Annotated in this window: 23 protein-coding genes; 8 read left to right on the plus strand and 15 right to left on the minus strand. The window is 70.7% G+C overall.

The features are described from left to right. Nucleotides 1-221: 221 nt before the first annotated feature. The 4 genes from PYV02_RS03435 to PYV02_RS03450 are packed head-to-tail and all read right to left on the minus strand — an operon-like array spanning nt 222 to nt 3,428. Nucleotides 222-1,757, minus strand: a complete 1,536-nt coding sequence (locus tag PYV02_RS03435) for a 2Fe-2S iron-sulfur cluster-binding protein (protein WP_275756231.1) — start codon at nt 1,755-1,757, stop codon at nt 222-224. Next, nucleotides 1,754-2,719, minus strand: coding sequence for an FAD:protein FMN transferase (locus PYV02_RS03440; protein WP_275756233.1), 966 nt, complete (start codon nt 2,717-2,719; stop codon nt 1,754-1,756). Before PYV02_RS03440 ends, PYV02_RS03435 begins: the two co-directional genes overlap by 4 nt. Continuing rightward, nucleotides 2,720-3,058 carry a hypothetical protein gene (locus PYV02_RS03445; RefSeq protein WP_275756234.1) on the minus strand — a complete coding sequence of 113 codons (339 nt, stop codon included), beginning with the start codon at nt 3,056-3,058 and terminating at the stop codon, nt 2,720-2,722. It lies immediately after the preceding gene. Continuing rightward, on the minus strand, nt 3,051-3,428 hold the full coding sequence (locus tag PYV02_RS03450) for a hypothetical protein (protein WP_275756235.1): 378 nt from the start codon (nt 3,426-3,428) through the stop codon (nt 3,051-3,053). Before PYV02_RS03450 ends, PYV02_RS03445 begins: the two co-directional genes overlap by 8 nt. Nucleotides 3,429-3,538: 110 nt before the next feature. Between PYV02_RS03450 and PYV02_RS03455 the strand changes: the two genes are divergently transcribed. Further along, complete coding sequence (locus tag PYV02_RS03455; protein WP_275756236.1) at nt 3,539-4,210, plus strand: response regulator transcription factor; 672 nt, start codon at nt 3,539-3,541, stop codon at nt 4,208-4,210. Then, nucleotides 4,207-5,592: a sensor histidine kinase gene (locus tag PYV02_RS03460; protein WP_275756237.1), complete on the plus strand. Its 1,386-nt coding sequence runs from the start codon at nt 4,207-4,209 to the stop codon at nt 5,590-5,592. The genes PYV02_RS03455 and PYV02_RS03460 overlap by 4 nt, the downstream gene beginning before the upstream one ends. Before the next feature lie 32 nt (nt 5,593-5,624). Here the strand turns inward: PYV02_RS03460 and PYV02_RS03465 are convergent, their stop codons facing one another. Together PYV02_RS03465 and PYV02_RS03470 are read right to left on the minus strand one after the other, a co-directional pair. Further along, nucleotides 5,625-6,344, minus strand: coding sequence for a C40 family peptidase (locus tag PYV02_RS03465; protein ID WP_275756238.1), 720 nt, complete (start codon nt 6,342-6,344; stop codon nt 5,625-5,627). Between the two features lie 209 nt (nt 6,345-6,553). Beyond that, nucleotides 6,554-7,246, minus strand: a complete 693-nt coding sequence (locus PYV02_RS03470; protein ID WP_275756239.1) for an iron-dependent transcriptional repressor DtxR — start codon at nt 7,244-7,246, stop codon at nt 6,554-6,556. Nucleotides 7,247-7,287: 41 nt separating this feature from the next. Here PYV02_RS03470 and serC point away from each other — a divergent pair, with 41 nt between their 5' ends. Next, nucleotides 7,288-8,397: a phosphoserine transaminase gene (gene serC / locus PYV02_RS03475; RefSeq protein WP_275756240.1), complete on the plus strand. Its 1,110-nt coding sequence runs from the start codon at nt 7,288-7,290 to the stop codon at nt 8,395-8,397. 2 nt (nt 8,398-8,399) lie between these two features. Then, on the plus strand, nt 8,400-8,642 hold the full coding sequence (locus PYV02_RS03480; RefSeq protein WP_275756241.1) for a DUF2530 domain-containing protein: 243 nt from the start codon (nt 8,400-8,402) through the stop codon (nt 8,640-8,642). A 677-nt stretch (nt 8,643-9,319) separates the two neighbouring features. Here PYV02_RS03480 and PYV02_RS03485 read toward each other — a convergent pair. Together PYV02_RS03485 and PYV02_RS03490 are read right to left on the minus strand one after the other, a co-directional pair. Beyond that, nucleotides 9,320-9,865 (minus strand): DUF3027 domain-containing protein, encoded by a 546-nt coding sequence (locus PYV02_RS03485; protein WP_275756242.1) that lies wholly within the window; start codon nt 9,863-9,865, stop codon nt 9,320-9,322. Continuing rightward, entirely contained in the window at nt 9,858-10,238 is a 381-nt protein-coding gene (locus tag PYV02_RS03490; RefSeq protein ID WP_275756243.1) for a cold-shock protein, read from the minus strand. The genes PYV02_RS03485 and PYV02_RS03490 overlap by 8 nt, the downstream gene beginning before the upstream one ends. 65 nt (nt 10,239-10,303) lie before the next feature. Between PYV02_RS03490 and PYV02_RS03495 the strand changes: the two genes are divergently transcribed. The 3 genes from PYV02_RS03495 (at nt 10,304) to PYV02_RS03505 (ending at nt 14,719) form a co-directional block, all read left to right on the plus strand. Beyond that, nucleotides 10,304-10,570: a hypothetical protein gene (locus tag PYV02_RS03495; RefSeq protein WP_275756244.1), complete on the plus strand. Its 267-nt coding sequence runs from the start codon at nt 10,304-10,306 to the stop codon at nt 10,568-10,570. Further along, nucleotides 10,557-12,389: a helicase-associated domain-containing protein gene (locus tag PYV02_RS03500; RefSeq protein WP_275756245.1), complete on the plus strand. Its 1,833-nt coding sequence runs from the start codon at nt 10,557-10,559 to the stop codon at nt 12,387-12,389. The genes PYV02_RS03495 and PYV02_RS03500 overlap by 14 nt, the downstream gene beginning before the upstream one ends. Before the next feature lie 209 nt (nt 12,390-12,598). Further along, the gene (locus tag PYV02_RS03505; protein WP_275756246.1) at nt 12,599-14,719 is read left to right on the plus strand and encodes an alpha-L-fucosidase; all 2,121 of its coding nucleotides are present in this window, start codon (nt 12,599-12,601) and stop codon (nt 14,717-14,719) included. On the opposite strand, the gene PYV02_RS03510 is transcribed toward PYV02_RS03505, so the two are convergent. Both PYV02_RS03510 and PYV02_RS03515 read right to left on the minus strand, forming a co-directional pair. After that, entirely contained in the window at nt 14,704-15,660 is a 957-nt protein-coding gene (locus PYV02_RS03510) for a DUF4862 family protein (RefSeq protein ID WP_275756247.1), read from the minus strand. The two genes, PYV02_RS03505 and PYV02_RS03510, sit on opposite strands and share 16 nt — an antisense overlap. Beyond that, nucleotides 15,660-16,835, minus strand: a complete 1,176-nt coding sequence (locus tag PYV02_RS03515) for a mandelate racemase/muconate lactonizing enzyme family protein (RefSeq protein ID WP_275756248.1) — start codon at nt 16,833-16,835, stop codon at nt 15,660-15,662. The genes PYV02_RS03510 and PYV02_RS03515 overlap by 1 nt, the downstream gene beginning before the upstream one ends. 157 nt (nt 16,836-16,992) lie before the next feature. On the opposite strand from PYV02_RS03515, the gene PYV02_RS03520 reads away from it, so the two are divergent. Further along, complete coding sequence (locus PYV02_RS03520) at nt 16,993-20,946, plus strand: golvesin C-terminal-like domain-containing protein (protein ID WP_275756249.1); 3,954 nt, start codon at nt 16,993-16,995, stop codon at nt 20,944-20,946. On the opposite strand, the gene PYV02_RS03525 is transcribed toward PYV02_RS03520, so the two are convergent. From PYV02_RS03525 to PYV02_RS03545, 5 genes are read right to left on the minus strand one after another with little or no spacing between them, the layout of a single operon-like run. After that, nucleotides 20,936-21,550: a bifunctional 4-hydroxy-2-oxoglutarate aldolase/2-dehydro-3-deoxy-phosphogluconate aldolase gene (locus PYV02_RS03525; RefSeq protein WP_275756250.1), complete on the minus strand. Its 615-nt coding sequence runs from the start codon at nt 21,548-21,550 to the stop codon at nt 20,936-20,938. The two genes, PYV02_RS03520 and PYV02_RS03525, sit on opposite strands and share 11 nt — an antisense overlap. Continuing rightward, nucleotides 21,547-22,542 carry a sugar kinase gene (locus PYV02_RS03530; protein ID WP_275756251.1) on the minus strand — a complete coding sequence of 332 codons (996 nt, stop codon included), beginning with the start codon at nt 22,540-22,542 and terminating at the stop codon, nt 21,547-21,549. The genes PYV02_RS03525 and PYV02_RS03530 overlap by 4 nt, the downstream gene beginning before the upstream one ends. After that, nucleotides 22,539-23,420: an SMP-30/gluconolactonase/LRE family protein gene (locus PYV02_RS03535; RefSeq protein ID WP_275756253.1), complete on the minus strand. Its 882-nt coding sequence runs from the start codon at nt 23,418-23,420 to the stop codon at nt 22,539-22,541. Before PYV02_RS03535 ends, PYV02_RS03530 begins: the two co-directional genes overlap by 4 nt. Then, nucleotides 23,404-24,318 carry a carbohydrate ABC transporter permease gene (locus PYV02_RS03540; protein ID WP_275756255.1) on the minus strand — a complete coding sequence of 305 codons (915 nt, stop codon included), beginning with the start codon at nt 24,316-24,318 and terminating at the stop codon, nt 23,404-23,406. Before PYV02_RS03540 ends, PYV02_RS03535 begins: the two co-directional genes overlap by 17 nt. Continuing rightward, nucleotides 24,315-25,280, minus strand: a complete 966-nt coding sequence (locus tag PYV02_RS03545) for a carbohydrate ABC transporter permease (protein ID WP_275756257.1) — start codon at nt 25,278-25,280, stop codon at nt 24,315-24,317. Before PYV02_RS03545 ends, PYV02_RS03540 begins: the two co-directional genes overlap by 4 nt. Nucleotides 25,281-25,282 lie beyond the last annotated feature (2 nt).

Consider the following 25,282-nt stretch of genomic DNA (forward strand, 5'->3'; position numbering starts at 1 on the left):
GGTGCCTTCAGTGTCTGGACGCGCGCGCGAGCACGCATCCTCGACTGCTGCGACGTATGCGGAATTGGGCGCGCGCATCCACGGTTTGGATGCTGCACCTGCCCGACATCGTCACTCCCCGGTCCACTCGTGGATTCCAAGGGCTTCAGGCTAACCCACAATGCCGGTGTACACCCGTGACGGCGCGCAAAGGTTCACGCGCCGTTAACGCGGCGCGTGAACTAGAAGTCGAGCACCAGCTCGGCGCTGCGGGCGCGGGAGACGCACGGGTACATCACGCCGAGCGCGTCCTTCTCCGCGTCGTCCATCACGGAGTCGAGGTGCTCCGGCGTGCCCGACAGTACGCGCACCTCGCAGGCGCCGCACACGCCCTTGCGGCAGGAGCCGGTCACGGGCACGCCGCCGCGCTCGAGTGCGTCGAGCACGCTCTCCCCCGCGCTCACGGTGAGTTCGAGGGGGTTTCGGCTGAACCGCAACCGCAGGTCGCGATCCGGCATGCTCGCCGCGCGCACCACGGGCACGAACCGCTCCAGGTGCAGCCGGTCCGTCGGCACGGCCGCCGCCACCGCGGCCATCAGCGGCTCCGGGCCGCAGCAGTACACCTGCGTGGTCTCCGGCGTCGAGAGCTGCGAGAAGTCGAGCGGGCCCGCGGTCTCGTCGCCGGCGTGGATGCGCACCCGCCCCGGGTAGCGCTCCTCGAGTTCGTGCGCGAAGGCCATCGCCTTCCGGCTGCGCCCCACGTGGATGAGTCGCCACTCGCGCGGCGCCGGCAGCGACTCGATCATCGCCTTGATGGGAGTGATGCCGATGCCGCCGGCGATGAACAGGTACTCCCTGGCCGGTTCGAGCTCGAAGTGGTTGAGCGGGCCGGAGACCTCGATCGTCGTGCCCGGCATGACGTTCTCGTGCACCCACCGACTGCCGCCGGCCGAGTCCAGGGTGCGCAGCACCGCGAGGTCGTAGTGGTGCCGCTCCCCCGGGTCCCCGCACAGCGAGTACTGCCGTTCGAGGCCGCCCGGAAGGTGCAGGGTCACGTGCGCTCCGGGGTACCAGATCGGCAGCATCCCGCCGCCGAGGGCGACCAGCCGGATGCCCATCACCCGCTCCGCGATGAGACCCGCCTCCGCGACGACCATCGTGCGTGTCTCGATGCGGGGCGGCGAGAGGCGCGGAGCCGAGTCGTGCGGCGGCACCCAGACCTCCGCCCGGGCCGCCGCTCGGGTGCGGTTGCCGACCGCGATGCGCACGACCGTCGCGAGCGCGGTGAGACCGATGAGGCCGTAGGCGAGGATCATGTAGCCGATCGAGCCCACGTCGGTGCCGGAGAGTCCCGCGTGGAATGACACGAGCAGCACGGTCGCGTAGCTCGCGTAGTGCACCGCCTTCCAGAGTCTGCGGGGCAGGCGGTGCATGATCATCGACGTGCCCTGCACCGCGATCAGCAGGTAGAAGGCGATCACGCCGAGCGCGACGGCGAAGGGCCGGAAGTCGGTCGCGAACGGCACCAGCACCTCGACCGGCGAGAACTGCAGCCAGCCGTCGAGCATGAGCGTGACCATGTGCAGCAGCACCATGGCCACACCGAGACCCCCGAGGTAGCGGTGCAGGTCTTGCAGCCAGCCCGGGTTGTCGATGCGGCGCAGGATGCGGGTGGAGAGCAGGATGCCCCACACCACCGAGAGCGTCATCAACGCCCAGGCGAGCATCGCGCTCGCCCTGGTCAGATACCACCACAGGTGAGGGTCGTTGAGAATCACGCGTATCTCCCCCAGTTCGCGGATGCCTGCTGCCGCCCGTCGGCGTCGACCAGCAGGGCCGCCGCACCGACCTCCGGCAGCCAGGCGAGGTAGTCCGCGGCCGGCCTCAGGAACCCGGACTTGGCGAGGGCCTCGGCGCGAGCACCGGTCGCCGCGATGACCGTCGCGGTGGCGGTGACCGTCGCCGCGCTCGCTCCTTCGCGCGGGTCGATCAGGTGGTGACGTTCGCCCTGCGGGGTCGCGAATCGCCGCTTCAGTCTGCTGGAGGTGACGATCGCGCCCCGCGCGATGCGCACCGTGGTGAGGTGGCGCGCGGTGTCGAACGGGTTCTCGACGCCGAGCAGCCATGCCACCCCGTCGGGCGCGCGCCCGGCGACGACCACGTCGCCGGCGAGCTCGACCATCGCACCGAGGGCGCCCTCCGCGAGCGCGAACTCGCTCACCAGGTCGGCGGCGAGGCCCTTGCCGATGCCGCCGGCATCCAGCGTGGTGCCGAGCGGCATCGTCACGAGGGTGCCGTCGATGTCGATGCCGTCGAGCCGTCCGGGTGCGCGGGCGCTGTGCGGCAGTTCGGTCACGATGTCCGGCGCGACCGCCGAGGCGGCGTAGCCGGCTTCGATGACCAGGGGCAACAGGGTGGGGTCGAAATCGCCGTCGGTGAGCGCGGCGCCGTCGCGCATCGCCTCGATCAGGCGCACGGTGAGCGGATCCACCTCGGTCGGGCGACCCTCCGCCCAGTTCAGCCGCCAGACGTCGCTGACGGGCAGGAACCGGCTCCATTTCTCCTCGCAGCGATCCGCGAGCCGGAAGGCCGCATCCAGCAGTGCCTCGGATGCCCCGACCAGGCTGATCGTCGCGTGCCCGCCCATGAGCGGCCGACGCTGCGAGATCACCTCGGGCTGCGAACCGGCGGCGAGGTGGAACGCCGTGATCGCGTCGCGCGCGATCGGGTCGTACGGCACTCAGCCACCCGACCCGCCCGTGGTGCCGCTCGGCTGCGCCGGGGCGGGGGCGGGTTGGGGCTCGACGACCGGGGCTGGTGCGGGGGCAGGGGCCGGGGCCTCCACGACGGGGGCCTCCACCGCCGGGGCTTCGACCACCGGCGCGGGTGCCGGCACCGCCTCCGGCGGCACCTCGGCCGCCGGGGCGTCGGAGGTGCCGACACCGCGCGGCGCGACATCCGTGGCCGTCTCCTGCGCCGTCGCCGCGTTCTGGAACCCGACCACACCGCCGACGAGCGCGAACGTGGAGAGCAGCCCCACCAGGGTGCGGCTGCCTCCCGCCGGTCGCGACTTAGTCATCGTCCCCGGACTCGTCCTCGTGCTCGGCGCTGTCGTCGTGGCCGTCGTCGTCGTAGCTGTCGTCGTCACCGTCGTCGTCGCTCGTGTTGCTCTGCGAAGGCGACGGCACACCGCCGGTCGAATCGCCGTCGTCGTCGACGCTGCCGTCACCGCGCAGCCCGTTGTCGTCGTCGGCACCGGGGGTGGGGGTCGAGCTCGGTGTGGGGCTCGTGGTCGGGCTCGGGGTCGACGTGGGCACGAGCACGTCCGTGGCCTGCCCGATGGTGCCCTGATTGAAGGCGGCGAGCGTCGCCCCGTTCACGGCCATGGCGGCGCCCGTCGTGGCGAGCACACCGATGATGGAGAGAGCGATGATGGCTGGAGTCTTCATGCCTCCACGCTAGAAGTGCGTCGTCGAAGACGAATCTGGCGAACATCCAAGATTCGTCCAAGATCCGCGGCCTGCTCCGAGAACCGGCGCCTCGCGACCACAATTGACCCATGCGGGTACTGGTCGTGGAGGATGACGCTTCCGTCGCCGACGGCATCCTCGACGGTCTCGCCCAGGCCAGCATCGAAGCACGCCACGTGAGCACCGGTGCCGCGGGACTCGAGTCGCTGACCGACTACGCCCCGGACCTGGTGCTGCTCGACCTCGGACTGCCCGACATGGATGGCACCGAGGTGTGCCGCAGCATGCGTGCCCGCTCACAGACGCCGATCATCGTCGTGAGCGCGCGCGACGACGAGATCGACCGGGTGCTCGCGCTCGAGATGGGTGCGGACGACTACGTCGTCAAGCCGTTCGGCATGCGCGAACTGGTGGCGCGCATCCGTGCCGTCTCGAGGCGCACGGCCGCGCCCGCGCCGGATGCCACGCCGCAACGGGTCTTCGGACCGCTCGTCATCGACTCCCGCACCCAGAAGGTGACCCTGGATGGCGCGCCGATCCACCTCACCGCCAAGGAGTTCGAGTTGCTGCTGTACCTCAGCGACGACCCCGGCGCGGTGTTCCGACGCACCGAGATACTGCACGACGTGTGGTCGACCAACTGGTACGGCACGACGAAGACGCTCGACGCGCACATCGCGGCGATTCGCAAGAAGCTCGGTCACCCGGGATGGATCGAGTCGGTGCGCGGGGTCGGCTTCCGCTTCGGTGAGCCGACGTGAAGTGGCGCCTCGTCGCGGCCCTGATCGCCACGACCCTGCTCGTGATCCTGGTGCAGGACGTGCCGCTGAGCTTCACCCTGCGCGACGTGCAGCACGACAACATCATCACCGGACTCGAGCGCGACGCCTTCGTGCTCGCGGGGCGCAGCGAGGAGGCGCTCGAGGAGCCCAGCGCCGAGTCGAACGCGCTCATCACCGAGATCGCCCAGCGCTACCGGGAGAAGAGCGGTGCACGGGTGATCCTCGTCGACGCCGAGGGCATCGCGATCGTCACGAGCGACGCCGACGACTCGAGGCTGGGCGCCTCGTATCTGTCGCGGCCGGAGATCGAAGCGGCACTCGGCGGTGAGATCGCCACCGGCACGCGGTATTCCACGACGCTGCAGCAGGAGCTGCTCTACGTGACCGTGCCCGTGCTGAGCGGGGAGCGCGTGCTCGGCGCGGTTCGGCTGACCTACCCGGCGCAGGTCGTCGAGGATGCCGTGGCGCGGCAGCTCGGACAGCTCTGGCTCGTCGCGCTCACCACCGTGCTCCTGGCCGGCGTGGTCGGGTACATCTTCGCCGCGGGGGTGACGCGACGGCTCGACCTGCTGCGGGCATCCACCGAACGGCTCGCCGAGGGGCACCTCGACACCCGCGCCGAGGAAGACACCGGCGCGCCGGAACTGCGATCGCTCTCCCGTTCGTTCAACGTGATGGCGGAGCGGCTCAACGGTCTCATCGACCAGCAGCGGTCATTCGCGGCCGATGCGTCGCACCAACTGCGCACGCCGCTGACCGCGCTGCGACTCAAGCTCGAACGCGCCCGCGACCTGATCCACGAGGATCCGGTGGGTGCCGAGGCGCGGCTCGCCGCGGCGGAGAGCGAAGCGGACCGGCTCGGTTCGATCATCGAGGGCCTGCTGCTGCTGGCCCGGACCGAGGCGAACACCACGGCGACGGAGCGCGTCGATGTCGCCGCCGTCGCGCGTGCGCGCACCGAGCACTGGATGGCGCTCGCCGAGGAGTCCGGCGTGCGCATCGGCTATCACGGCGCGGAGCACGCAGCGGCGCTGGCGCTCCCAGGTGCCGTGGAGCAGGTCGTCGACAACTACATCGACAACGCGCTCTCGGTGAGCCCCGCCGGCGGCACCATCGTGGTCAGTGTGGAGTCCGGCGCGCGCACGGTCGACCTGCACGTGCTCGACGACGGCCCGGGCATGTCGGCGGAGGACCGCCTCCGCGCGTTCGATCGGTTCTGGCGGGGCGCCTCGCCTGCCGGTGGCAGCGGACTGGGGTTGGCGATCGTCGCACAGCTCATGGCTGCGAGCGGCGGGGCCGCAGAGCTGCAGGCGCGCCCGGAGGGCGGCCTGGATGCCTCGGCGACCTTCCCGTCCGCCTGACCGGCCGCAGGAGCGGCGGCGCACCAGATGACTCAGATGCCGAAGCGCACGATGTAGGCCGAGCTCGACCACACCGAGTTGACGCTCACGACGCGGCCCTCGTACGGCGCGTCGATCATCATGCCACCGCCGAGGTAGATGCCGGAGTGCCCTGGCATCACGACCATGTCGCCGGGCAGGGCGGCCTCCCAGGCGATCGGGGTGCCGACCGCGGCCGCGCTCGAGACGCCGTGCGGCAGCGAGACACCGACCTGGGCGTAGACGTAGGCGACGAAGCCGGAGCAGTCGAAGCCTGCCGGCGTCGCGCCGCCATAGACGTAGGGCACACCCTGGTACTGCATGGCGATCGAGACCACCTGATCGAGGCTGAAGAACGGCATCGGCGGGTTGGCCAGCAGGGCCGTGTAGCTCGAGGCCGGTGCCGCTGCCGCCGCCGCGGCGGCCATCTCGGCGGCCGACGTCGAACTGAATGCGTCACGGTCCGCCACTCCCGCGGTCACGCCGCCGGCCACGGCCAGCGATTGGGCGTGCTCCTGCGTGAACTGCTGCAGCTGCACCTTGGTCTGCACCTTGGCGGTGTCGACCGGCTCGCCCTGGTAGGCGTAGGCCGGCAGTGCGACGGTCGCGAACATCCCTGGAACGACGACCGCGATCACCGCGGTGCTCAGGAAGCTGGACTTGCGCTTGGCCTTGGGTGAGGCGAAGGTCTTCGGGATTTCGGGTGCTACGGGCGTTTCGGGTTGTGGTGCCAAGAGTGTTGCCTCCTGCGTCTCGGCAGCCCCATGTCGCTGCCCCATCCGTTTCGTATATCTCCACGTACCTCACGCGAGACGGGTGAACGAGACGCTCGGTGAGGGTCCTTGACCGGCATTCCTGGTCGCGAGGACCCAGCGACTCTATGCCGAGAGCGTGCCGAAGTCACGCTGAGGCGATGCCTCCCAGAGGATTCCCAGTGGAGAACTCAGGCGGTGATGTAGATGTGCACGGCGACCTCGTTGGGCAATTCCAGCCCCTCGCCGAAGCCTTCGACCTGCACGGAGACATACGATCCGGCGGCCGCGATCGTCACGTTCGCACCGGGCATCACACCCGCCGCCTGCAGCTGCTGCAGCAGTTCGGGCTCGAACTGCACGGGCTCTCCCAGGCGACGGATGACCCCGCTCACCGGTGCCGTCGCCTCCGCCACGACGGCCACGATGTTGACCACGCCGTCCATGAACCCGGGCGCCGGGGCATCCCCCAGTTCCTGCAGACCGGGGATCGGATTGCCGTACGGCGACTCGGTGGGGTGGTCGAGCATCTCGAGCAGGCGGCGCTCGACCTGCTCGCTCATCACGTGCTCCCAGCGGCAGGCCTCGTCGTGCACGTAGGCCCAGTCGAGACCGATCACGTCGGCCAGCAGCCGCTCGGCCAGCCGGTGCTTGCGCATGACGTGGATGGCGCGGCGCCGCCCCTCCACGGTGAGTTCCAGGTGCCGATCCCCCTCGACGACCACGAGGCCGTCGCGCTCCATGCGCGCGATGGTCTGCGACACGGTCGGACCGGAGTGGCCGAGCCGCTCCGAGATGCGCGCGCGCAGCGGCACGATCTGCTCCTCCTCGAGATCGAGGATGGTGCGCAGGTACATCTCAGTGGTGTCGACGAGGTCCGTCATAGCGCACAAGCCTAGCGGCGGCCGCCCGTAGAATTGGACTCATGCCCGGCCTCGTGATCCCCCGTGAACTCCTGCCCGCCGACGGTCGTTTCGGGTGTGGTCCATCCAAGGTGCGGCAGGAGCAGCTCGATGCCGTCGCCTCCGCGGGTGCCGCGATCATGGGCACGTCGCACCGTCAGAAGCCGGTCAAAGACCTGGTCGGGCGCGTGCGCTCCGGCCTCGGCGAGTTGTTCCGGCTGCCCGACGGCTATGAGGTCGTGCTCGGCAACGGCGGGTCGACCGCGTTCTGGGATGCCGCGGCCTTCGGCCTCATCGAGCGCCGCAGCGAGAACCTCACCCACGGCGAGTTCGGCGCCAAGTTCGCGCAGGCCGCCGCCGCCCCCTGGCTCGAGGCCCCGCACGTCGTGAAGGCCGAGGCCGGTTCGCGCGCCGAGGTCGAGCTCGTCGATGGCGTGGACGTGTACGCCTGGCCGCAGAACGAGACCTCCACCGGCGTGATGGCGCCGGTCTCGCGCGTCGACGCCCCGGGCGCCCTCACCGTCATCGACGCCACGTCTGGTGCCGGCGGCATCGACTTCGACGCCGCCCAGGCGGACGTCTACTACTTCGCACCGCAGAAGAACTTCGCCTCGGACGGCGGGCTGTGGTTCGCCCTGTTCTCACCGGCGGCGCTCGAGCGGGTGGAGCGCATCGCGGGCAGCGGGCGGTACATCCCGGAGTTCCTCTCGCTGAAGAACGCGGTGGACAACTCGCGCCTCGAGCAGACGCTCAACACGCCGGCACTCGCCACCCTGCTGATGCTCGAGAACCAGATCGACTGGATCAACGGCAACGGCGGGCTCGCCTGGGCCGACGCCCGCACCAAGGAGTCGTCGAGCGCGCTCTACGACTGGGCCGAGGCAGCGAGCTTCGCGACTCCCTTCGTCGCGGACCCCGCGCACCGCTCGCAGGTGGTCGTCACGATCGACTTCGACGAGTCGGTGGATGCCGCGGCCGTCGCCAAGACGCTGCGCGAGAACGGCGTGGTCGACACCGAGCCCTACCGCAAGCTCGGCCGCAACCAGCTGCGCGTGGCGACGTTCGTCGCGATCGACCCGGCCGACGTGCGCGCCCTCATCGCCTCGATCGACTACGTGGTCGGTAGCCTGTAGCCATGCGCTTCTGGCTCAAGTCCGACGAACGGCGCCCGAGCCCGGCACCCGTGGCGACGGATGACCGGCTGGCCTTCCTCGTCGGACTCGTCGCCTGGGTCGCCGCCCTCGCCGCGATGCTGCTGTTCCTCGAGCCGCTGCGCGCGGCGGGCAACCTGTGGTGGTTGTGGACGGCGATCGCCGGCGTCGCGCTCGGACTGATCGGCCTGCTCCACACGCACGTGCGCGGCCGCCGCAAGGCGTAGGCCCCAAGGGCGTCCGGCCGCACAGCCCGACGCCGATGCACCGCAACCGGCCTGCCGGCTTTCGCACGCGTTGCATCCGCCGCGCGCCGCACCCTCGCCCACGCCCACGCCCACGCCCACACCCACACCCACGCCCACACCCACACGCCACGCCCACACGCCCACGCGTGCCACCCACGCCCACGCGTCACGCCCTTCCCCACGTCCACACGCACGCCTCGCCGCGTGGCTCGCGGAACTCAGGAGCATCTCCTGAGTTACGCACCTGACGTCTGCGTGCTCAGAGGCACGGCCCTCTCCCGCAACGACCCGACTCCCCTTTGCGGGGATCTTCATCGTGAGGAGCGTGCGCCACTGACATCTCAACGGCGCACGAGAAGCCGACAGCGCCCGGCGCGGCGCGCATCATGCGCACGAGTCCGACCCCGAATGCGCGCGGGACCCGACCGTCGAGCGCGCTCGTCGAGCGCGAAACTCAGGAAATCCTCCTGAGTTTCGCGAGTCAGTCAAGGGCAGGATGCCGCGGCAAGGCAGCGGGGCGAGGCCGAGCCGGGCAAGGCAAGGCAAGGCAAGGCAGCGGAACATGGCCGAGCCGGGCGGGCCGACAGAGGCCGAGCCGGGCGGGCCGAGCCGGGGAACGCGCAGGGGCAGAGGAAGCGAGGGGCAGCCGAACCGGCTTAGGAGTCGTCCTCTTCGCGGTCGTCTTCGCCGTCGCCGAAGTCCTCGTCCAGTTCATCGAGCACGTCCGGGTCATCGATGTCGACGCCGTCGAGGTCGCCGCCGTGAAGCACGTCGCTGCCGAGCAGGTCGTCGTCATCGTCGTCGTCGTCCGCGTCGTCGTCATCGTCATCGTCGTCGTCCGCGTCGTCATCGCCGGAGTCGTCGTCCGCGTCGTCATCGGAGCCGTCGAGCGCTTCGGCCTCAGCGGCTTCCTGGGCGGCCTTGTACTCGGCGAGGCGGTCCGACCACGGCACCCAGTCGGGCGCGAGCAGCGCGCCCTCGCCCGGCATCAGCTCGGTCTCGAGCACGGTCGGCTCTCCCCCGTCGACGACGGCGAGGCTCACGGTCCACTGCCACCCGGGGTATCCGGGCATCGCGGACTCGAACCGCACGGTCACCACACCATCGCCCTCGTCCACCGACCCGACGTATGCGCCGATCGTGGATTCCGGGGTGATGTCGAGCAGCGCTTCGCGGGCGAACTCGAGGTGGCGGTCAGGCATCCAGTTCGTCCGCGACCTTGCGCAGCATCGCGGCGATCTTCGCGCCGTGCGCCTTGTCCGGGTACCGGCCCCGCTTGAGCCCGGCGCCGATGCCGTCCATGAGCTTGACGAGGTCCTCGATGATGATCGCCATGTCGTCGGCCGGCTTGCGGTTGAGCTTGGCGAGACTCGGGCTGGCCTCGAGCACCCGCACCGACAGCGCCTGGGCGCCCTTCTTGCCGTCGGCCACGCCGAACTCCAGCCGGGAGCCCGCTTTGACGACCGCGCCGGCGGGCAGGGCGGACGCATGGAGGAAAACTTCTTGGCCGTCATCGCTGGAGATGAAGCCGAAGCCTTTCTCTTCGTCGTAGAACTTGACCTTGCCGGTGGGCATGCGGAACTCCTCGGTACGTGGTGCATCAAGCCTAGAGGACTCCGCTGTCCCCTATCCTTGTGAATGTGACCCAGGACAACACGATGCTCGCTCACCGCGGCGAGCGCATCCTCGCCTTCATGGTGGCATCGGCCATCGGGCTGTCGGTGCTGTCGTTCCTCGCGGTCATCATCGCCACCGCCGCCGGGGTCACCGACTTCGACGGCGGCATCTGGCCCGTGCTGATCGTGTTGCCCGCGGTCGGCCTGCCCCTGGGTCTCGTGCTCATGATCGCGCTCATCGTCGTGAGTGGGATCCGGAGGAGTCGCGACGCGAGGGATGCCTCCCAGTAACGACTCCGCCCTCGCGCTGGCCGACCAGCTGCGATCGCTGGTCGACCCCGAGCTCATCGCCCTGATGGCCGAGCGCTCGGTGAGCCCGAACGGCATCCGGGACTTCTTCGATCTCGCCGACGCCCTGCTCGCCCCCGACTCCGTGCGCGCCGCGCTCGATCGTCTGCAGCGCCCGAGCCTCGTGGCCCTCGCGGTGGTTGCCGAACTCGGTATGCCCCGCTCGAAGGATGCCGCCGCCCACCTCACCGCGATCGGCGGCGACGCCACCGCCTTCGACGCGCACCTCGCCGCCGCGCGCGACCTCGCGCTGCTGCTGGAGCGCGACGGCGTGCTGAGCGTGCCGCCCACCGTCGCGGCCGCGATCGCCACACCGGTGCGTGAACTCATCGCGCAGCCACCGCCGCCCGCACTGTCACCGGTGGGCCGCGGCGACCGCGCGGCCGCCGACCGGCTGGCCGCATCCCGCGCCTTCGAGACCACGGGCTTCGTCGCCGAGCTCGTCGCGGAGCTGCAGCGGGAGCCCGCGCGCGAGCTCGCGCGCGGCGGCATCACGCTTCCGGACAGTCGGCGGCTCGCGGCATCCGTCGGCGTCGACCTCGACCGCGTGCCGGAGATGCTCGACATCGTCGAACGCGCGGGACTGGTCACCCCCGGCGTCGGCGAGCGCGTCGTCAGCGATGCCGGCAGCGCCTGGTTGCCCGGCGGTTTCGCGGAGCGCTGGACGGCACTGGCCGCCGGATGGCTGGAACGCCTGCCGGAAGACGTGCGAGCGATCCTGCGCGACCGCGCCGGCGCGGAGTGGGGCGGCGGCCTTCACGAGTACCTGACGTGGCTCTACCCGGCTGGCGACGCGTGGATCCGCGAACGGGTCGCCGTCTACCTGCGCGACGCCGAGCGGCTCGGCATCACGCACGAGCGGGTGCCGAGCACTCCCGGCGCGCTGCTGCTCACCTCCGGGGCGGATGCCGCGGGTGCCGCGATGGGCGAGCTGTTCCCCGCCGAGGTCGACAAGGTCTACCTCCAGCACGACCTCAGCGTGGTCTCCCCCGGCCCGCTCGCGCCGCGACTCGACGCGCGCCTGCGCACCATCGCCGAGTCCGAGGGGGGCGTGCTGGCACCCACTTACCGCATCACCACCGCGAGCCTCAACCGCGCGATGGCCGCGGGTGAGACCGCGGAGAGCATCCGGCAGTTCCTCGGCGGCATCTCGCTCAGCGGCATCCCGCAACCGCTCGAATACCTCATCGCGGAGGCCGCCGCCCGCTACGGTCTCGTGCGCGTGGCGCCCACGCCCGAGGGCGGCAGCCGCGTGCGGTCAACGGATGCCGGACTGCTGCGGGCGATCGCCGTGGACGCGAGCCTCACCCCGCTCGGCCTCAGCCGGTCCAGCACCGAGCTGACCAGCCGTTTCGAACCCGACGTGGTCTTCTGGAGCCTCGCCGAAGCCCGCTACCCGGTCGCCGCCGAAGACGAGCGCGGCCGCATCCTCACCCCCGAACGACCCCGCCGCGCCGGCGCCAACGCACCCGTGCGTGCCGACCCGATCGCCACCCTCATCGAGCGCCTGCGCGCCGAGAGCCCGGCGGATGCCGCGGCCGCCGACCGGGCCTGGCTCGCCCGCCAACTCGACGTCGCCATCCGCGGCAAGCTCGCCCTCACGGTCACCGTCACCCTGCAGGACGGCAGCTCCGTGGACTACCAGCTCGAGCCGGCGAGCGTCGCCGGCGGACGCTTGCGCGCCCGCGACCGCCGCACCGACCTGGAGCGCACGCTGCCGCTGTCGAGCATCACCGGCGTGGGGCCGGCCGCGGACTCCTGAAGGCCGGCACCACTCCGGCCATCGGAATCCCGCGCGGGTCGGACAGCTGGGGCACCGCCGTCGGCTTCGCGTGCCCAGGTGGCGCTGACCATCTCCGTGGACGTTCGGCCCATGTTGTGCATGACAAACCCATAATGTTCACGAGCTTTGCTAGTCTGACGGCTGGAAAGGATCCAATGACCCAGCCATACGCGACAACGCGACGACGCATGCTCCTCGACATGCACATCCCCGACTGGGACCCGGCGTTCCTCTCCGAGTACGACCCGGCGTCGCTCGCCGACCAGTACGCGCGCGCGGGTGTCGCGGCGGTGCTCGTCTACGGCAAGTCGCACCTCGGTCTCAACAGCTGGCCCGCGCCCGTCGGCTCCGTGCACCGGGCCGCGCGCGATCGCGACCTCGTGGCCGAGATGCTCTCCGCCCTCCGCGATCGCGACATCGCGGCCGGGCTGTACCACACGACCGTCTTCGACAACTGGGCGATCGAGACGCACCCCGAGTGGTCGACCGTCCCAGCATCCACGCGAATCGGGGTCGCCGCACCGTGGCACGGTCCGCGCTACGGCACCGCCTGCCCCAACAACCCTGACTACCGCGAGTACGAGCGCACCCAGATCACCGCCCTGCTGGAGCGCTACGACGTCGATGTGCTCTGGCTCGACATGACGTTCTGGAACGCGGTGTGCGTGTGCGTGGTCTGCAGCGAGCGCAGCCGTACCGAGCTCGGCTTCGAGATCCCCGAGCGACTCGACTGGCGTGACGCGGAATGGGTCGCGTTTCAAGCTGCCCGCGAGCGGTGGCTGAGGGAGTTCATCGTGTTCCTTCACGAGACCGCTCAGCGGGCGCGACCGCGCATCGACGTCGTGCACAACTTCGGCGCTGCGACCCACGGCTGGTACTCGGGGCTGCGGACCGATTTCAGCACGATCGACGCCTTCGCGGCGGGCGACATCTACGGAGGTCGCGACGAGCAGCTCCTCGTGTCGAAGATCATGCAGCACCTCGGCCAGCGCCAACCCGCCGAGTTCATGACGACGCGCACCTCCGACCTCGCCAACCACGTCGACCTCAAGTCGGAGCTCACGATGACGGTCGAAGCCCTCGCAACCATCGCCCACAACGGCGCGTTCCTCTTTATCGATGCGATTGATCCGCGCGGCACCGTCAACCCCGAGGTCTACGAGAGGCTCTCCCGGGTGTTCGCTCACGTCGAGGAGGTCGAGGTGCAGCTCGGCGGCACCCCGGTCGCCGACGTCGCGATCTACTACTCCGACGACTCCTGCATCTACCCGCCCGACTCCGGTCGCGCCGTCGCGGAGGCCACGATCGTGGACGGGGACGCCACGCGCAAGGCCGACCTGCCCCACATCCGTGCCGTGTCCGCGGCCGCAGCCGCCCTCCAGCGCGCCCACATCCCGTTCGCGGTGCTCACGCACGACGGCTTGAGCCGGATCGGCGAGTACTCCGTGCTGGTGCTGCCCGACGTCATCCGGATGAGCGAGCCCGAACGCGACCTCGTCCGGGCCTTCGTGGCCGGCGGCGGCCGGATCTACGCGAGCGGCCGCACCTCCCTGCTCGACACGACCGCCGCGCCGCTCGACGACCTCGGCCTCTCCGACGTCTTCGGTGTGCGGCTCGAGGGCCACGAGAGCGGCGACGGCTTCTACCTCGCGCCCCGAGTCGACTGGCTGCGCGACGCCGTCGCGCCGGAGCACCACCTGAGCCACGGCTTCCGCCCGGGGTGGGTCGGCGCGGACTACGCCGATGCGACTCTCGGCCTGCCCCGCGTCACGGCGACGACGGGCAGGGCCATCGCGACGCTCACGCTGCCGTACGCCTATCCGTCGCGCGGCTCGATGGCGGGGCACGACTTCGCGAGCATCCACTCGTCGCCGCCATGGGAGGAGCGCGAGGAAGCGACGATCGTCGAGAACCAGTTCGGCGACGGCCGCTCGATCTACGCGGTCGCCCCGGTCGAGCGCGGCCGCTCGGAGTCGGAGTGGCGCGTCTTCGTCGGCGCGGTCGAGAGACTGCTCGGTGAGGATGCCCGCGTGCGAGCCACCGCGCACCCCGACATCTGGCTCACCGCGTTCGAGCAGCCCGAGCGATCCCGCGCTCTCATCGCGGCGCTCGTCTACCGAACGGACGCGCCGTCGCCGCAGCTCCCGCTCTCAATCGAGTACCGCCTCCCGGGCGGTGTCCGCGCGACGCGGGTGTCCCGGGCGGTCGACGGGACGCCGCTGGCGTTCTCGGGCGAGGGCGGCGTCGTGCGCATCGAGACGACGGTCGAGCTCTTCGAGCTCGTGGCCGTCGACTACGCGATCGGCTGAACGCGCCGATCGGCGGCGCCGGCGAGCGCCGCGACGGTGGCCTCGACGCCGGCAAGCCGCTCCTCGAGGGCGACCGCTCCGGGCGCCGCCTTGACCTTCGCCCCCACGAAGTCGAGGGACTCGAGGCCGTCGATCGCGTCGAGCGACCGAGCGATCGCGTCGTCGTCGAGCAGGGAGTGCCCGTCAACCGCGGCCACCGGGTTGTGCACGTCGCGCCAGGCATCGCCGAAGGGGCCGTCCGTCGCCGCAGCTCCTGAGAGCATCATCCCGCGGAGCAGCCCGACATCCTGGATCTCGCGCACGTGCTCGACGGGGGTGCGCGCGGAGCGGCCCTCGATCGCGGAGCGCCCCCAGTTGACGCTCAACCCGAGACGCGCATCCCGGCCGCCCGCCGCGCGAACCGCGACAATCTCGTCGGCGAGGGAGAGGTAGCCCTTCTGCCACGTCCCGCCGGGCACCGCCGCATCGCAGTGCTCGACGACGAGAGCCGCGCCATCCCAGTCGAGCGCAGCGAGCGAGGAGAGCGACGAGGCGAGAGACGCGGCATCCGACGCTCCCGGTTCGCGCCGCGAGGGCGCGGAGTGCAACTGCACCGCGCAGACCGCGCTCCGGCCGAGCGCGTCATGGAGGCGCAGGATGCTCTCGCGCGCCCGCCGCGCGTCCTCGAGAGCGGCCTCGCGCGCGGCGGCATCGGCGGATGCGAGCCCGTACCGGCTGTCGGTCTTCCCGATCGTGAAGGTGAGCGGCAGCAGCGTGACGACGACGTGCCAGCCGCTCGGCAGGAGGCCGGCCAGGCGGTCCGGATGCTCGCCCCGGCGGTACGGCGCCTCGATTCCCCCCACGCCCTCGAGCCGGCCGAGGAGCTCGTACCACCGCGGCTCGTCCGCAGGAGGCAGCTCGCCGGCGGCGGCGTACGCGCCGACCGTGAACCCGCGCGGCACTAGCGCGTCCCGAGCGCGGCAGCGCGGATCTCGTCCTCGAGCACCTCGATGCCGAGTCCCGCTCCCGCCGGCAAGACCATGTGGCCAGCGCTCACGTCGAGCGGACACGCGAGGAGCCCGTTGGCATTGTGCACGGCGCCGATCTGGTACTCGAACGAGGGCATGAGCTGCGTCGTCGCCGCGATGTGCATGCCCGCGGCGAGGGCGGGGCCGAGCGCGAGCGAGTGGTGCGGCATGACGGGACGGGAGGCCGCGTTGGCCATCGCGGCGATCGTCCAGGCCTCGCTGATGCCGGTCCGACCGACGTCCGGCTGGTAGATGTGCACGGCATCGCGGGCGATCCAGGCCGCCGCCTCGAAGCGGTTGCGCATGGCCTCCCCCGCCGCGAGCGCGATGTCGGCGGCATCCGCGAGGCGGGCGAAGTCGTCGAGGTTCTCAGGCGGCAGCGCGGACTCGAGGAACCAGGCATGCCTCTCGAACAGGCCGCGAGCGAGATCGAGGGCTTGCGGTAGCGAGTAGACGCCGTGAACGTCGACGGCGAGCTCGACGTCCGGCACGAGCTCGCGGATCCGGTCGAACGCGGCGAGGTCGTCGCGCACGCCGTGGCCGAGGTGGAGCTTGAAGCGCCGGGCACCGGCATCCCGCAGCTGCTGGATGGTCTCGGCGCGCTCCTCAATGGTGTCGCCGGCGATGCTGCTGACGTAGGTGGGGATCTCGGTGCGGAAGGCCCCGCCGAGCAGGGCGGAGACCGACAGCCCGCGGGCGCGGCCGACGAGATCCCACAGGGCGATGTCGACGCCCGCGATACCGTCCGCCTGGAACCCGGTGAGGTGCCCGCGCTCGCGCATCGACTCCTGCATCCGGGAATGCAGCCACCGCGTGCGTCCCGCGTCCTGCCCCAGGATGATCGGGCTCAGCACGTCGTCGATGACGGCTGCGGTCACCCGGGGGCCCACGGGTGCCAGGGACTCGCCCCACCCCACCGCGCCGTCCTCGGTCTCGACTCGGACGAGGACCGTCTCGGTGAGGTCCGCGTAGAGGGTCCCGCGGTCGAAGATCGTGCGATACATGGGCCGTGCGGAGGTGGGATGCCCGTCTGCATCCAGCCGCAGCACGAAGGTCTCCACGCGCGAGATGACGAGCGGGGTGCCCCCGGATCCGTTCTGAGTGCTCATGCCCGCCTCTCTGCGGTCTCACTGTAGCCATCCCGCTGCTGTGGATGTATGTAACATTTAAAGGGTTGACAATCTAGATCGTTCATGTCAAATCTACTATATGACTGATGACGCTCAACGTAGAGACCCAGTTCTTCCGCCCTTCAGCCGTCGCTCCATGATCGGCCTCATGCTCGCAACGGGGGTGCTCCCCCAGGTCCTCGGGGCCTACGACCAGCCGGCCGTCGCCGCGCTGCGCGACACCGACCCGTTCGTCCCCTCGGACGCTCTGCGCCGGCTGGAGAAGCCCGATCTGGACTTCCAGCAGGTCGCCCAGCTCACGGGCGCGCATCATCGGGTCACCTTCTACTCCGCGACGTGGGACGGCGGGGCCGCCCACGTGCGCGACCTCGAGGTCTGGAACGGGGCGGCGTGGGTCACCGTCTCCGGCGTCGACGCCCGGTTCGACGAGCAGTGGGTCGTGCTCACGAGCACGGATGCGGCATCCGCCGACTACTACTACGCGGCGGCCGACCCGCACTGGGTCGCCCTGCAGACCATCAGCCAGCTCTCCTCTACGACGGTGGAGCTCACCGCGACCGACGGTGCCGACTACTCCCTCGTGGTGCGCTGGGTGATCGACGGCGACTACGTCGAGGTGCAGTACGAGATCACGGCGCTGCAGACCCAGCACTACGTCGTCGGCTACCAGTCGATGCCGATCGTCGGCCTGGCCGATGTCGACGAAGTACTGTGCGGATCGCTCCAGCACGCGCGCACCGTCAAGAGCACGACCTCGCTCGGCGCGTGGGAGCTCTTCGCCCCGATGTCGCTGACGGAGCGCACGATCTCCTCCCAGCAGATCACGGTCGGCGTGTACATCCCAGGGGACGTCCTCGCGTTCGAGCACGACCGCGCCCTCGGCAGCGACCGGCAGCCGTTCGGGATGAGTCTGCGCAACGACACCGGAGACATCCAGCCCGTCGTCTACGCGCCGCAAGCGGGACTGCGCTCGGTGATGACCGCGAGCACCTCATCCGCGTACGCCTTCGGCGTCGCCGCGATGGTGGGGCCGCTCTACGAGGCCTACGTCGACATCTGCCGCGACCAGTACGGGCTGACGTCGTACCGCGAGAACGTCTACGACACCTCGCTCACTGACGCCGTGCACAACATGATGGCCCTCGCCGCGATTGATCCGGCGAGCGACGACAGCGAGGACTACGTGCCGTCCTTCTCCGGGTGGTGGAGCCGGGCAAAGGGGTTCATCGACCTCGAAAACAACCAGTCCGTGCGCGCTGCGACCGCCAGTGCCCTCCTGTCCGCGTTCTACCTGACAGCCACCGCCGCGGACCAGAGCTTCTACGACAAGCGCGCCCGGCCGATGCTCGAGTACCAGGTCTCCCGGCGCAACGTGGGCACCACGCCCGTTCCGGGCTCGCCCGTCTACGGCGACACGAGCCTCACGACGCACGCCCTCGGCAGCTACGTCCACGACGCGAGCGTGCTCGTGCCGATGTGGCAGCTCACCAAGGGCCAGAACGGCGGCCTGCATCGAGCCGCGAAGGACCTCATCGTCACGCGCCCGGCGTACCAGCCCGACTACCGCAGCCCGTGGAGCACGGCCATGCAGGCGTGGCAGCTGAGTGGGGATCCCGCGCGGCTCGCCGAGGCCACCGCGATCGCGAAGCGCTACGCGCGCGACAACATCGACACCCCCTACACGTCGAACGTCACCGAGCTGCAGTTCGCCTTCACCTACTCGAAGTCGTGGATCGAGCTCTTCATGCTCTTCGAGCACACCGGCGACCCCGATCTGCTCGCGGCGGCGTACACCGAGGTCAAGCGCTTCATCACGCAGACGACCGTGCGGCCCGTGCCCTCCGGCACGGTCTCGGTCCCGCCGGGGTCGCCGAACCTCGAGCACATCGACGCGTGGGGCGCCGCGGGCGACCCGTCCTACCCGCACACCACGGTCTCGACCGAGACGGTACCAAAGTGGCTCGTCTCGACCTCGGGGCTCACGTTCGAGCAGCTCATCACCTTCAAACTCGGCGACAGCACGACCGACGGCGGCGGCGGGTACGTGCTCAATCCGATGTGGGCGCCGGCCCTGCTGCGGCTCTCCCACCACACCGCCGACACCTTCATCCGCGATGTGGCGCGCAACATGGTCGTCGGCCGCTTCACCAACTACCCCGGCTACTACAACAAGCAGTTCGTCGCCCGGCACATCGCCCCGGACTACGCCCTTACCGGCCCGTCCAGACTGTCGGCGATCTACTACCACCACATCCCCGGTCAGATCGAGCTCGCAATCGACTTCCTGCTCTCCGAGTGCTACCTCCGCTCCGGAGGGGCGATCTCGTTCCCCGGCCAGTTTGAGAGCACGTTCGTGTACTTCCGCGTGCGCCTCTACGGAGCGGAGCCCGGCACCTTCTACGGCGAGACCGGCGTGTGGCCGCACTTCCCCGCAGACATCATCGCCGTCGACGATCCGCAGATCAACTGGGTCACGGGCGTCAGCGACGACGACTTCTACGTCGCTCTCTCGAACATGTCCGCGTCGTCGGTGACCACCACTGTCACCTTCGACGAGGACCTCACCGACATCAGCCCGTCGTCGACGTACAGCGCGGAGATCATCGACGCCGCAGGGTCCCGCACCTCGACGTCCGTGACCGGCGGCTCCCTCACGGTGACGGTGCCCGCGGGCGGCATCACGTCGATCGTCGTGCGGGGCGCCGGGGTGCCCGCCCCGTGGCACTGGACGCCGACCGCCGTCGACCGCTCCGCCGTGAGCTACTCGCTCGACGACGCCGACCCGTCGGGACCGCTGGGGATGACCAAGGCGCTGCTCATCGTCCGGCCGGACCGCTCGGGGATGGACGCGTACGTGCAAACCGATTCGCAGGATGCCGCGACCATGACCTACTCCATCAACGGGGGCGCCAACCAGACCACCCCCGCCAAGCCCTACCCGTACGAGTGGACCATCCCGCTCTCGAGCCTGACCGACACCTTCACGTACCAGGTGAGCACCGCGACGACGTCCTCGCCGCAGCGCACCCTGAGGCTGCCCCCGTCGATCACCTCGGTGACACCGACGGGCCAGACGTACTCGGGCGAGGTCTCGGCCCCCGGCAGCACGACGCCGGGCGACACGTTCAGCGTGCGGGCGCGCATCCGGTCGTCGAGTACCACGAACCGCACGGGGGTGGTGCTCTCGCTCACCGTGCCGTCGGGGTGGAGCGTCGCAAACGCGACCGGACCCAGCACCCTGCCGGCTGGCGGTTCGATCGACTGGACCTTCGACGTGACGGCCTCGGCCTCCGCGACGATCGGCAACGCGACCATCTCGGGCTCCGCCACATGGACGGGCGGCGCGGCCGGGGTCACGGCGACCTCGATCGAGGTGCTGCAGCCCGTCCTCGTGACGGCCGTGACGGCGTCACCCGCTCGAGTCAAGCCGGGCGAGTCCACGACCCTGACGATCGCCGTGCTCAACCGCGGGCCGGCCTCGCTCTCCCCGTCGATCGCATTCGCAGCACCGAGCGGCTGGTCGCTCGCCGCTTCGAGCGCCTCCGTCACCGTGCCCGCGCGATCGGAGCAGGAGATCACCGTGGTCGCGACCGCGGGCAGCGGAGTCACCCCGGACGCGGCGTACTCGCTCACGGCGACCCCGAGCGGCGGTGCCGCCGTCGCGGTGAACGTGCAGGTCGATCATCCGCTCGCGACCGTCATCACGGCCGATAGCCCGTACCCGCGCTACTTCGAGCTCGGCCACTGGATCTCGAGCGGCCTGCCTGGATTCGAGAAGACCATCTCGCGCTACAGCGCCACCGGCGTGACGGGCGGCTCGGTGCGCTGGACACCCGACCTGCCGGCGAGCGGCACCTATGAGGTGTTCGTGTGGTTCCCCGCCAATTCGGGATCCACGACCTCGGCCTCGTACACCGTGCACCACGCCTCCGGAGACTCGACCGCCTCAGTGAACCAGTCGACGAGCGGTGGCTCGTGGGTGAGCCTCGGCTCGTACTCGTTCGCAGCCGGCAGCGGAGGCTACCTGAGGCTGGATGTCACGAACACGTCGTTCCACCGCGCGAGCGCGGCGCGATTCCTCAAGCTCTGAGCCAGCGCGGGCTCGCCGCGATCGCCCGGAGCGCGGCGAGCTCGTCGGGATCGGCCAGGGCGGCACCCACGGCGACGGCGTCGACCCCCGCCTCGAGGAACTCGACGGCGTTCGCCGAGCTCATGCCGCCCGTCGCGACGATCCGCACGTCGGGGAAGGGCCCGCGCATCGCCCGCGCCCAGCCCGGCCCGAGCTGCGCCGCGGGGAACATCTTCACCCACGAGCAGCCGAGCGCGACGGCGGCCTGGATGTCGCTCGCCGTCGCCACACCGGGCAGGTGGGCGAGCCCTGCGCCCGCCGACGCCCGCGCGACCTCGGCGTCGACCCCCGGTGCGACGGTGAAGGCGGCGCCCAGGGACCGCGCGCGATCGACGAGGGCGGTCGAGACGATCGTGCCCGCGCCGACCAGGCGGGAGCGAGCGGCGCCCGCGTGCACGAGAGCGGCGAGGGCGTCGGCATCCTGATCGGACTGGAGCGGGATCTCGACGAGGCCGATACCGGCGTCCCACGCACGGGAGGCGAGCTCGAGGCTGCGCTCCGCGCCCAGCCCGCGCAGGATGAGCATGAGCGGCGAGCGCTCGAACTCGGCGCTGAAGTCGATCACAGGGCTTCTCCTCTGCTAGGCGGGGTCTGCGCCCACTCCGTCCACTGCGAGTCCGACAGCGCCAGGAGCTCCTCGAGGGACTCGAGCGAGGGCTGCGTCGCGACATCGTCGGACGAGCGCAGCACGGCTCCCGCCGAGACGTGCCCCACCCGCGCGGCAAAGCGGGAGTCGCCGCTGCGAGCGTACGCGGCGAGGAAGCCGCCCGCGAAGGCATCGCCCGCGCCGACCGGCTCGCGCACGAGGGTCGCGAGCGCGGCGACCCGGATCCGGCGGTCGCCCTCGAACACCGTCGCCCCCACGGCGCCGTCCTTGACGACGAGCAGACGCGGGTTCGGCAGGGTCTGCCGCACCGCCTCCGGCGTCGCCGAGCCCCACAGGGCGGACGCCTCGTCGAGGCCGACGAAGCACACGTCGCTCGCGTCCGCGAGCCGGTGCAGCTCCGCGGGCGCCGAGCGCCCGCCCCACAGCGCGGGGCGGTGGTTAACGTCGATGCTGACGAGCGCCGCCCCCGTGGCGCGACCCACCACGATGCGGTCGACGAGTGCGGCGCAGCTCTCGGACAGGGCCGCGGTGACCCCGCTGGTGTGCAGCGCGGTTGCCGCGGGCAGATCGGCGAGAAGTCCGTCGAGGTCGGCGAGCGACAGTCGAGAGGCCGCAGAGCCCGAGCGGTAGTAGTGCACGCGCGTCGCATCCGGCCCGGGGTCCTTGAGGAGCAGGCCGGTCGGCGCCCCGCTCGTCAGCTCCACGCGGGAGACGTCGACGCCGTAGCCCGCGATCGTCGCGAGCACGCGGCGGCCGGCCGGGTCGTCGCCGAGCCTGCTCGCCCACGACGACGAGAGCCCGAGCTGCACCGCGCACGCGGCGACGTTCGACTCCGCTCCTGCCGTGAGCACGCGGAAGGCCTGCGCCGCCTCGAACGGCCCCACCGGATCGGGCACGACGGCGCCCATGGTCTCGCCAACGGTCACGAGGTGCTCGAGACTCGTCATCATCGCTCGAGAGCGCCCAGTAGGTCCGGTCGGGGTCGCCACGGGCTCGCCGGTCGCCCCGGCACGGCGACTCGCGCTGCGAAGACGCGTCCATCATCCGATGTCGGATGCTCGAGCCCGACCCGCGCGGTCGTCACGACCAGGAGGTCGCCGACGAGGCACACGGCCGAGGGCCGGCGCGCGTCCAGCTCGACCACATCCGTGACCCGCCCCGAGGCATCGAACCGGCGCACCTCGCCGGCGTCCCACACGGCGACCCAGACCCCGTCCTCCTCGTCGACCACGAGTCCGTCGGGGTTGCCGCCGTCGATGGCGGCGAGGATGCTCCGCTCCCCCAGCTCGCCGCCCCCGAGGGCGATCGCCTCGAGCCGGCGGTGCGGGAGAGTGTCGATGTAGTACATCGTCGAGCCGTCGCCGGAGAAGCCGAGCCCGTTCGAGACCGTGACACCGGTCAGCCGGGTGCGGACCGCCCCGGCTTCGTCGAGCGTCAGGAGGCAGGCATCCGGCACGCGCGCGTGGCTCTGCGAACCGGCCCACAGTACACCGGCCGCGTCCGCCGCTCCATCGTTGAACTGCGTGCCGTCGGGGATGACGCCCGTCGCGATCGGAGTCAAGGCGCCCGACTCGGAGATGTGCACGAGGTCGCGGCCGACCGCGCACACCCAGCCCTGCCCGGGCTCGGGGAGCGGCGCGGCGAAGCCGACGGTCGGCCCGACGTCGACGACGAGCATCGAGGTGAGGACCCCTTTGACGATCCGGCCGACATGGAACTCGCCGACTGCCATGTCCACCCAGAGGAGGCGCTCGCCGCGGGCATCCCACCGGGGCGACTCGCCCTGCTCGAACGCGCGACCGGCGAGCGGTTCAGCTCTTGACCGCACCCGCGATTCCCTCCACGAAGTAGCGCTGGAGGAAGAGGAAGATCACGACGACCGGCAGGACGCTGATCGTCGCGGCTGCGGCGAGCCCCGTCCAGTCCGACGTGTTCGTGCCGAAGAAGCCATACATCCCGACGCCGAGCGTGCGCAGCGACGGATTGCCGAGGGTGAAGATGAGCGGCACGAAGAACGCGTTCCACGAGAAGATGAAGTTCATCAGCACGACCGTCCCGGTCACGGGTTTCGCGAGCGGCAGCACGACCGAGAAGAACGTGCGGAAGTAGCCCGCGCCGTCGACCTGAGCCGCCTCGGTGAGCTCCTTCGGGATCTGCGAGAAGAAGCCGACGTAGAGCAGTACCGGCACCACGAGCGACGGACCCGCTTGCGCGAGCGCGGCGCCGAAGAGGCCGTTGGCCAGCCCGAGCGCGTTGACGAGCACAAAGGTCGGGATGATCGTGTACCCGCTCGGGATGAACATCGTCACCACGAGCACGCCGAGGATGATCTTGCGCCCCGGCAGCCCCGGTCGGCTGAGGGCCCATCCCGCGGGAGCGGACACGAGCACCACGAGCACGACCACAGCGACCGAGAACACCACGGTGTTGAGTGTGTACTCGCCGAAGCGCCCGACGGTCCACGCGCGCACGAAGTTCTCGAGGGTGAACTCCTCCGGGATGAGGCTCGCACCGTTTCGGTACATGTCCGCCTGCGTCTTGAACCCCGTCGAAACCATCCAGAGGAACGGGTAGACCCACGCGAACGCGATCGGGATGAGCAGCACGTGCCAGAGCTGGATCCTCCAGCTGCGGCGCCTCGGCTTCGGCCGATTCGGGCCACCGGGGGCGATTCCGTCGTCGAGTGCGCGAGCGACGTCCACGGGCGGCGTGGCGAGTGCGGTCACGAGAGCTCCTTCCCGCGGCGCAGACGGAGCACGAGGGCCTGCCCGACGGTGATCACGAGCGTCAGCAGGCCGAACACGACGCCGGCCGCAGACGCGAAGCCGTAGCGCGACGCCAGGATCTCCGGGTTGAACGCGATGCGGTAGATGTAGGTCGGCACGACATCGGTGGAGAACACAGGACCGCCCTTCGTCATGACCTGCACGATGTCGAACGTGTTGAGGCTGCGCTGGAAGACGAGCAGCAGCACGACGATCGCCATCGGAGCGAGTACCGGGAGGGTGACGTGGAAGAACTGCTGCCGTGGCTTGGCTCCGTCGAGGCGCGCGGCCTCGCCGAGCTCCGGCGGCACGGTCTGCAGCGCGGCGAGCCAGTAGATGAGCGTGATGCCGAAGCCCTTCCAGATGTCCGCAGCGATGACGGTCGGCAGTGCGGTCGCGGGGCTGCCGAGGAAGTTCACCCGAGGCAGGCCGAGCGCGGTGATCAGCTGGTTGACCACACCGCTCACGGGATCGAGGAGCACCGCGATGACGATGCCGACGACGGCCGTCGTCGCGACGACCGGGAGGAAGAACGCCAGGCGGTAGAGGTTGCGGCCGCGCAGGAAGGCGCTGTCTAGGAGGATCGCGAGCAGCAGCGCGAGCGGCGCCTCGATGAGCAGCGCGGCGAGCGAGAAGGCGAGCGAGTGCCAGAACGCGTTCCAGAACGCGGCATCCCGCAGCACCTCCTCGAAGTTCGCGAGCCCGATCCACTGGGTCAGCGGACCGATGCCGTCCCAGTCGAAGAAGGCGTAGACGTAGCTCGCGACGATCGGCCAGAGGGTGAAGCCGCCGAACAGCAGGGCGAGCGGCAGCAGGAAGAGGTACGCCTGCCAGTTCTCCCGGCGGCGCCGACGCCCGAGGCGCCCCGCGGGGCGGCCGGCCCTGGCAGCCGGTCGCCCCGCAGTGAGTGTGTCGTTGCTCACTC

It is taken from the genome of Antiquaquibacter metalliresistens (assembly GCF_029211225.1).
Classification (GTDB): domain Bacteria; phylum Actinomycetota; class Actinomycetes; order Actinomycetales; family Microbacteriaceae; genus Rhodoglobus; species Rhodoglobus metalliresistens.

What these genes read in the sequence shown, in the direction of transcription:
- PYV02_RS03505 (WP_275756246.1), top strand. Translation starts at nt 12,599, where the DNA reads ATGCTCCTCGACATGCACATCCCCGACTGGGACCCGGCGTTCCTCTCC.
- PYV02_RS03480 (WP_275756241.1), top strand. Translation starts at nt 8,400, where the DNA reads ATGCGCTTCTGGCTCAAGTCCGACGAACGGCGCCCGAGCCCGGCACCC.
- PYV02_RS03530 (WP_275756251.1), bottom strand. Translation starts at nt 22,542, where the DNA reads ATGATGACGAGTCTCGAGCACCTCGTGACCGTTGGCGAGACCATGGGC.
- PYV02_RS03490 (WP_275756243.1), bottom strand. Translation starts at nt 10,238, where the DNA reads ATGCCCACCGGCAAGGTCAAGTTCTACGACGAAGAGAAAGGCTTCGGC.
- PYV02_RS03515 (WP_275756248.1), bottom strand. Translation starts at nt 16,835, where the DNA reads ATGAGCACTCAGAACGGATCCGGGGGCACCCCGCTCGTCATCTCGCGC.
- PYV02_RS03455 (WP_275756236.1), top strand. Translation starts at nt 3,539, where the DNA reads ATGCGGGTACTGGTCGTGGAGGATGACGCTTCCGTCGCCGACGGCATC.
- PYV02_RS03470 (WP_275756239.1), bottom strand. Translation starts at nt 7,246, where the DNA reads ATGACGGACCTCGTCGACACCACTGAGATGTACCTGCGCACCATCCTC.
- PYV02_RS03450 (WP_275756235.1), bottom strand. Translation starts at nt 3,428, where the DNA reads ATGAAGACTCCAGCCATCATCGCTCTCTCCATCATCGGTGTGCTCGCC.
- PYV02_RS03485 (WP_275756242.1), bottom strand. Translation starts at nt 9,865, where the DNA reads ATGCCTGACCGCCACCTCGAGTTCGCCCGCGAAGCGCTGCTCGACATC.
- PYV02_RS03500 (WP_275756245.1), top strand. Translation starts at nt 10,557, where the DNA reads ATGCCTCCCAGTAACGACTCCGCCCTCGCGCTGGCCGACCAGCTGCGA.
- PYV02_RS03445 (WP_275756234.1), bottom strand. Translation starts at nt 3,058, where the DNA reads ATGACTAAGTCGCGACCGGCGGGAGGCAGCCGCACCCTGGTGGGGCTG.
- PYV02_RS03520 (WP_275756249.1), top strand. Translation starts at nt 16,993, where the DNA reads ATGATCGGCCTCATGCTCGCAACGGGGGTGCTCCCCCAGGTCCTCGGG.
- serC (WP_275756240.1), top strand. Translation starts at nt 7,288, where the DNA reads ATGCCCGGCCTCGTGATCCCCCGTGAACTCCTGCCCGCCGACGGTCGT.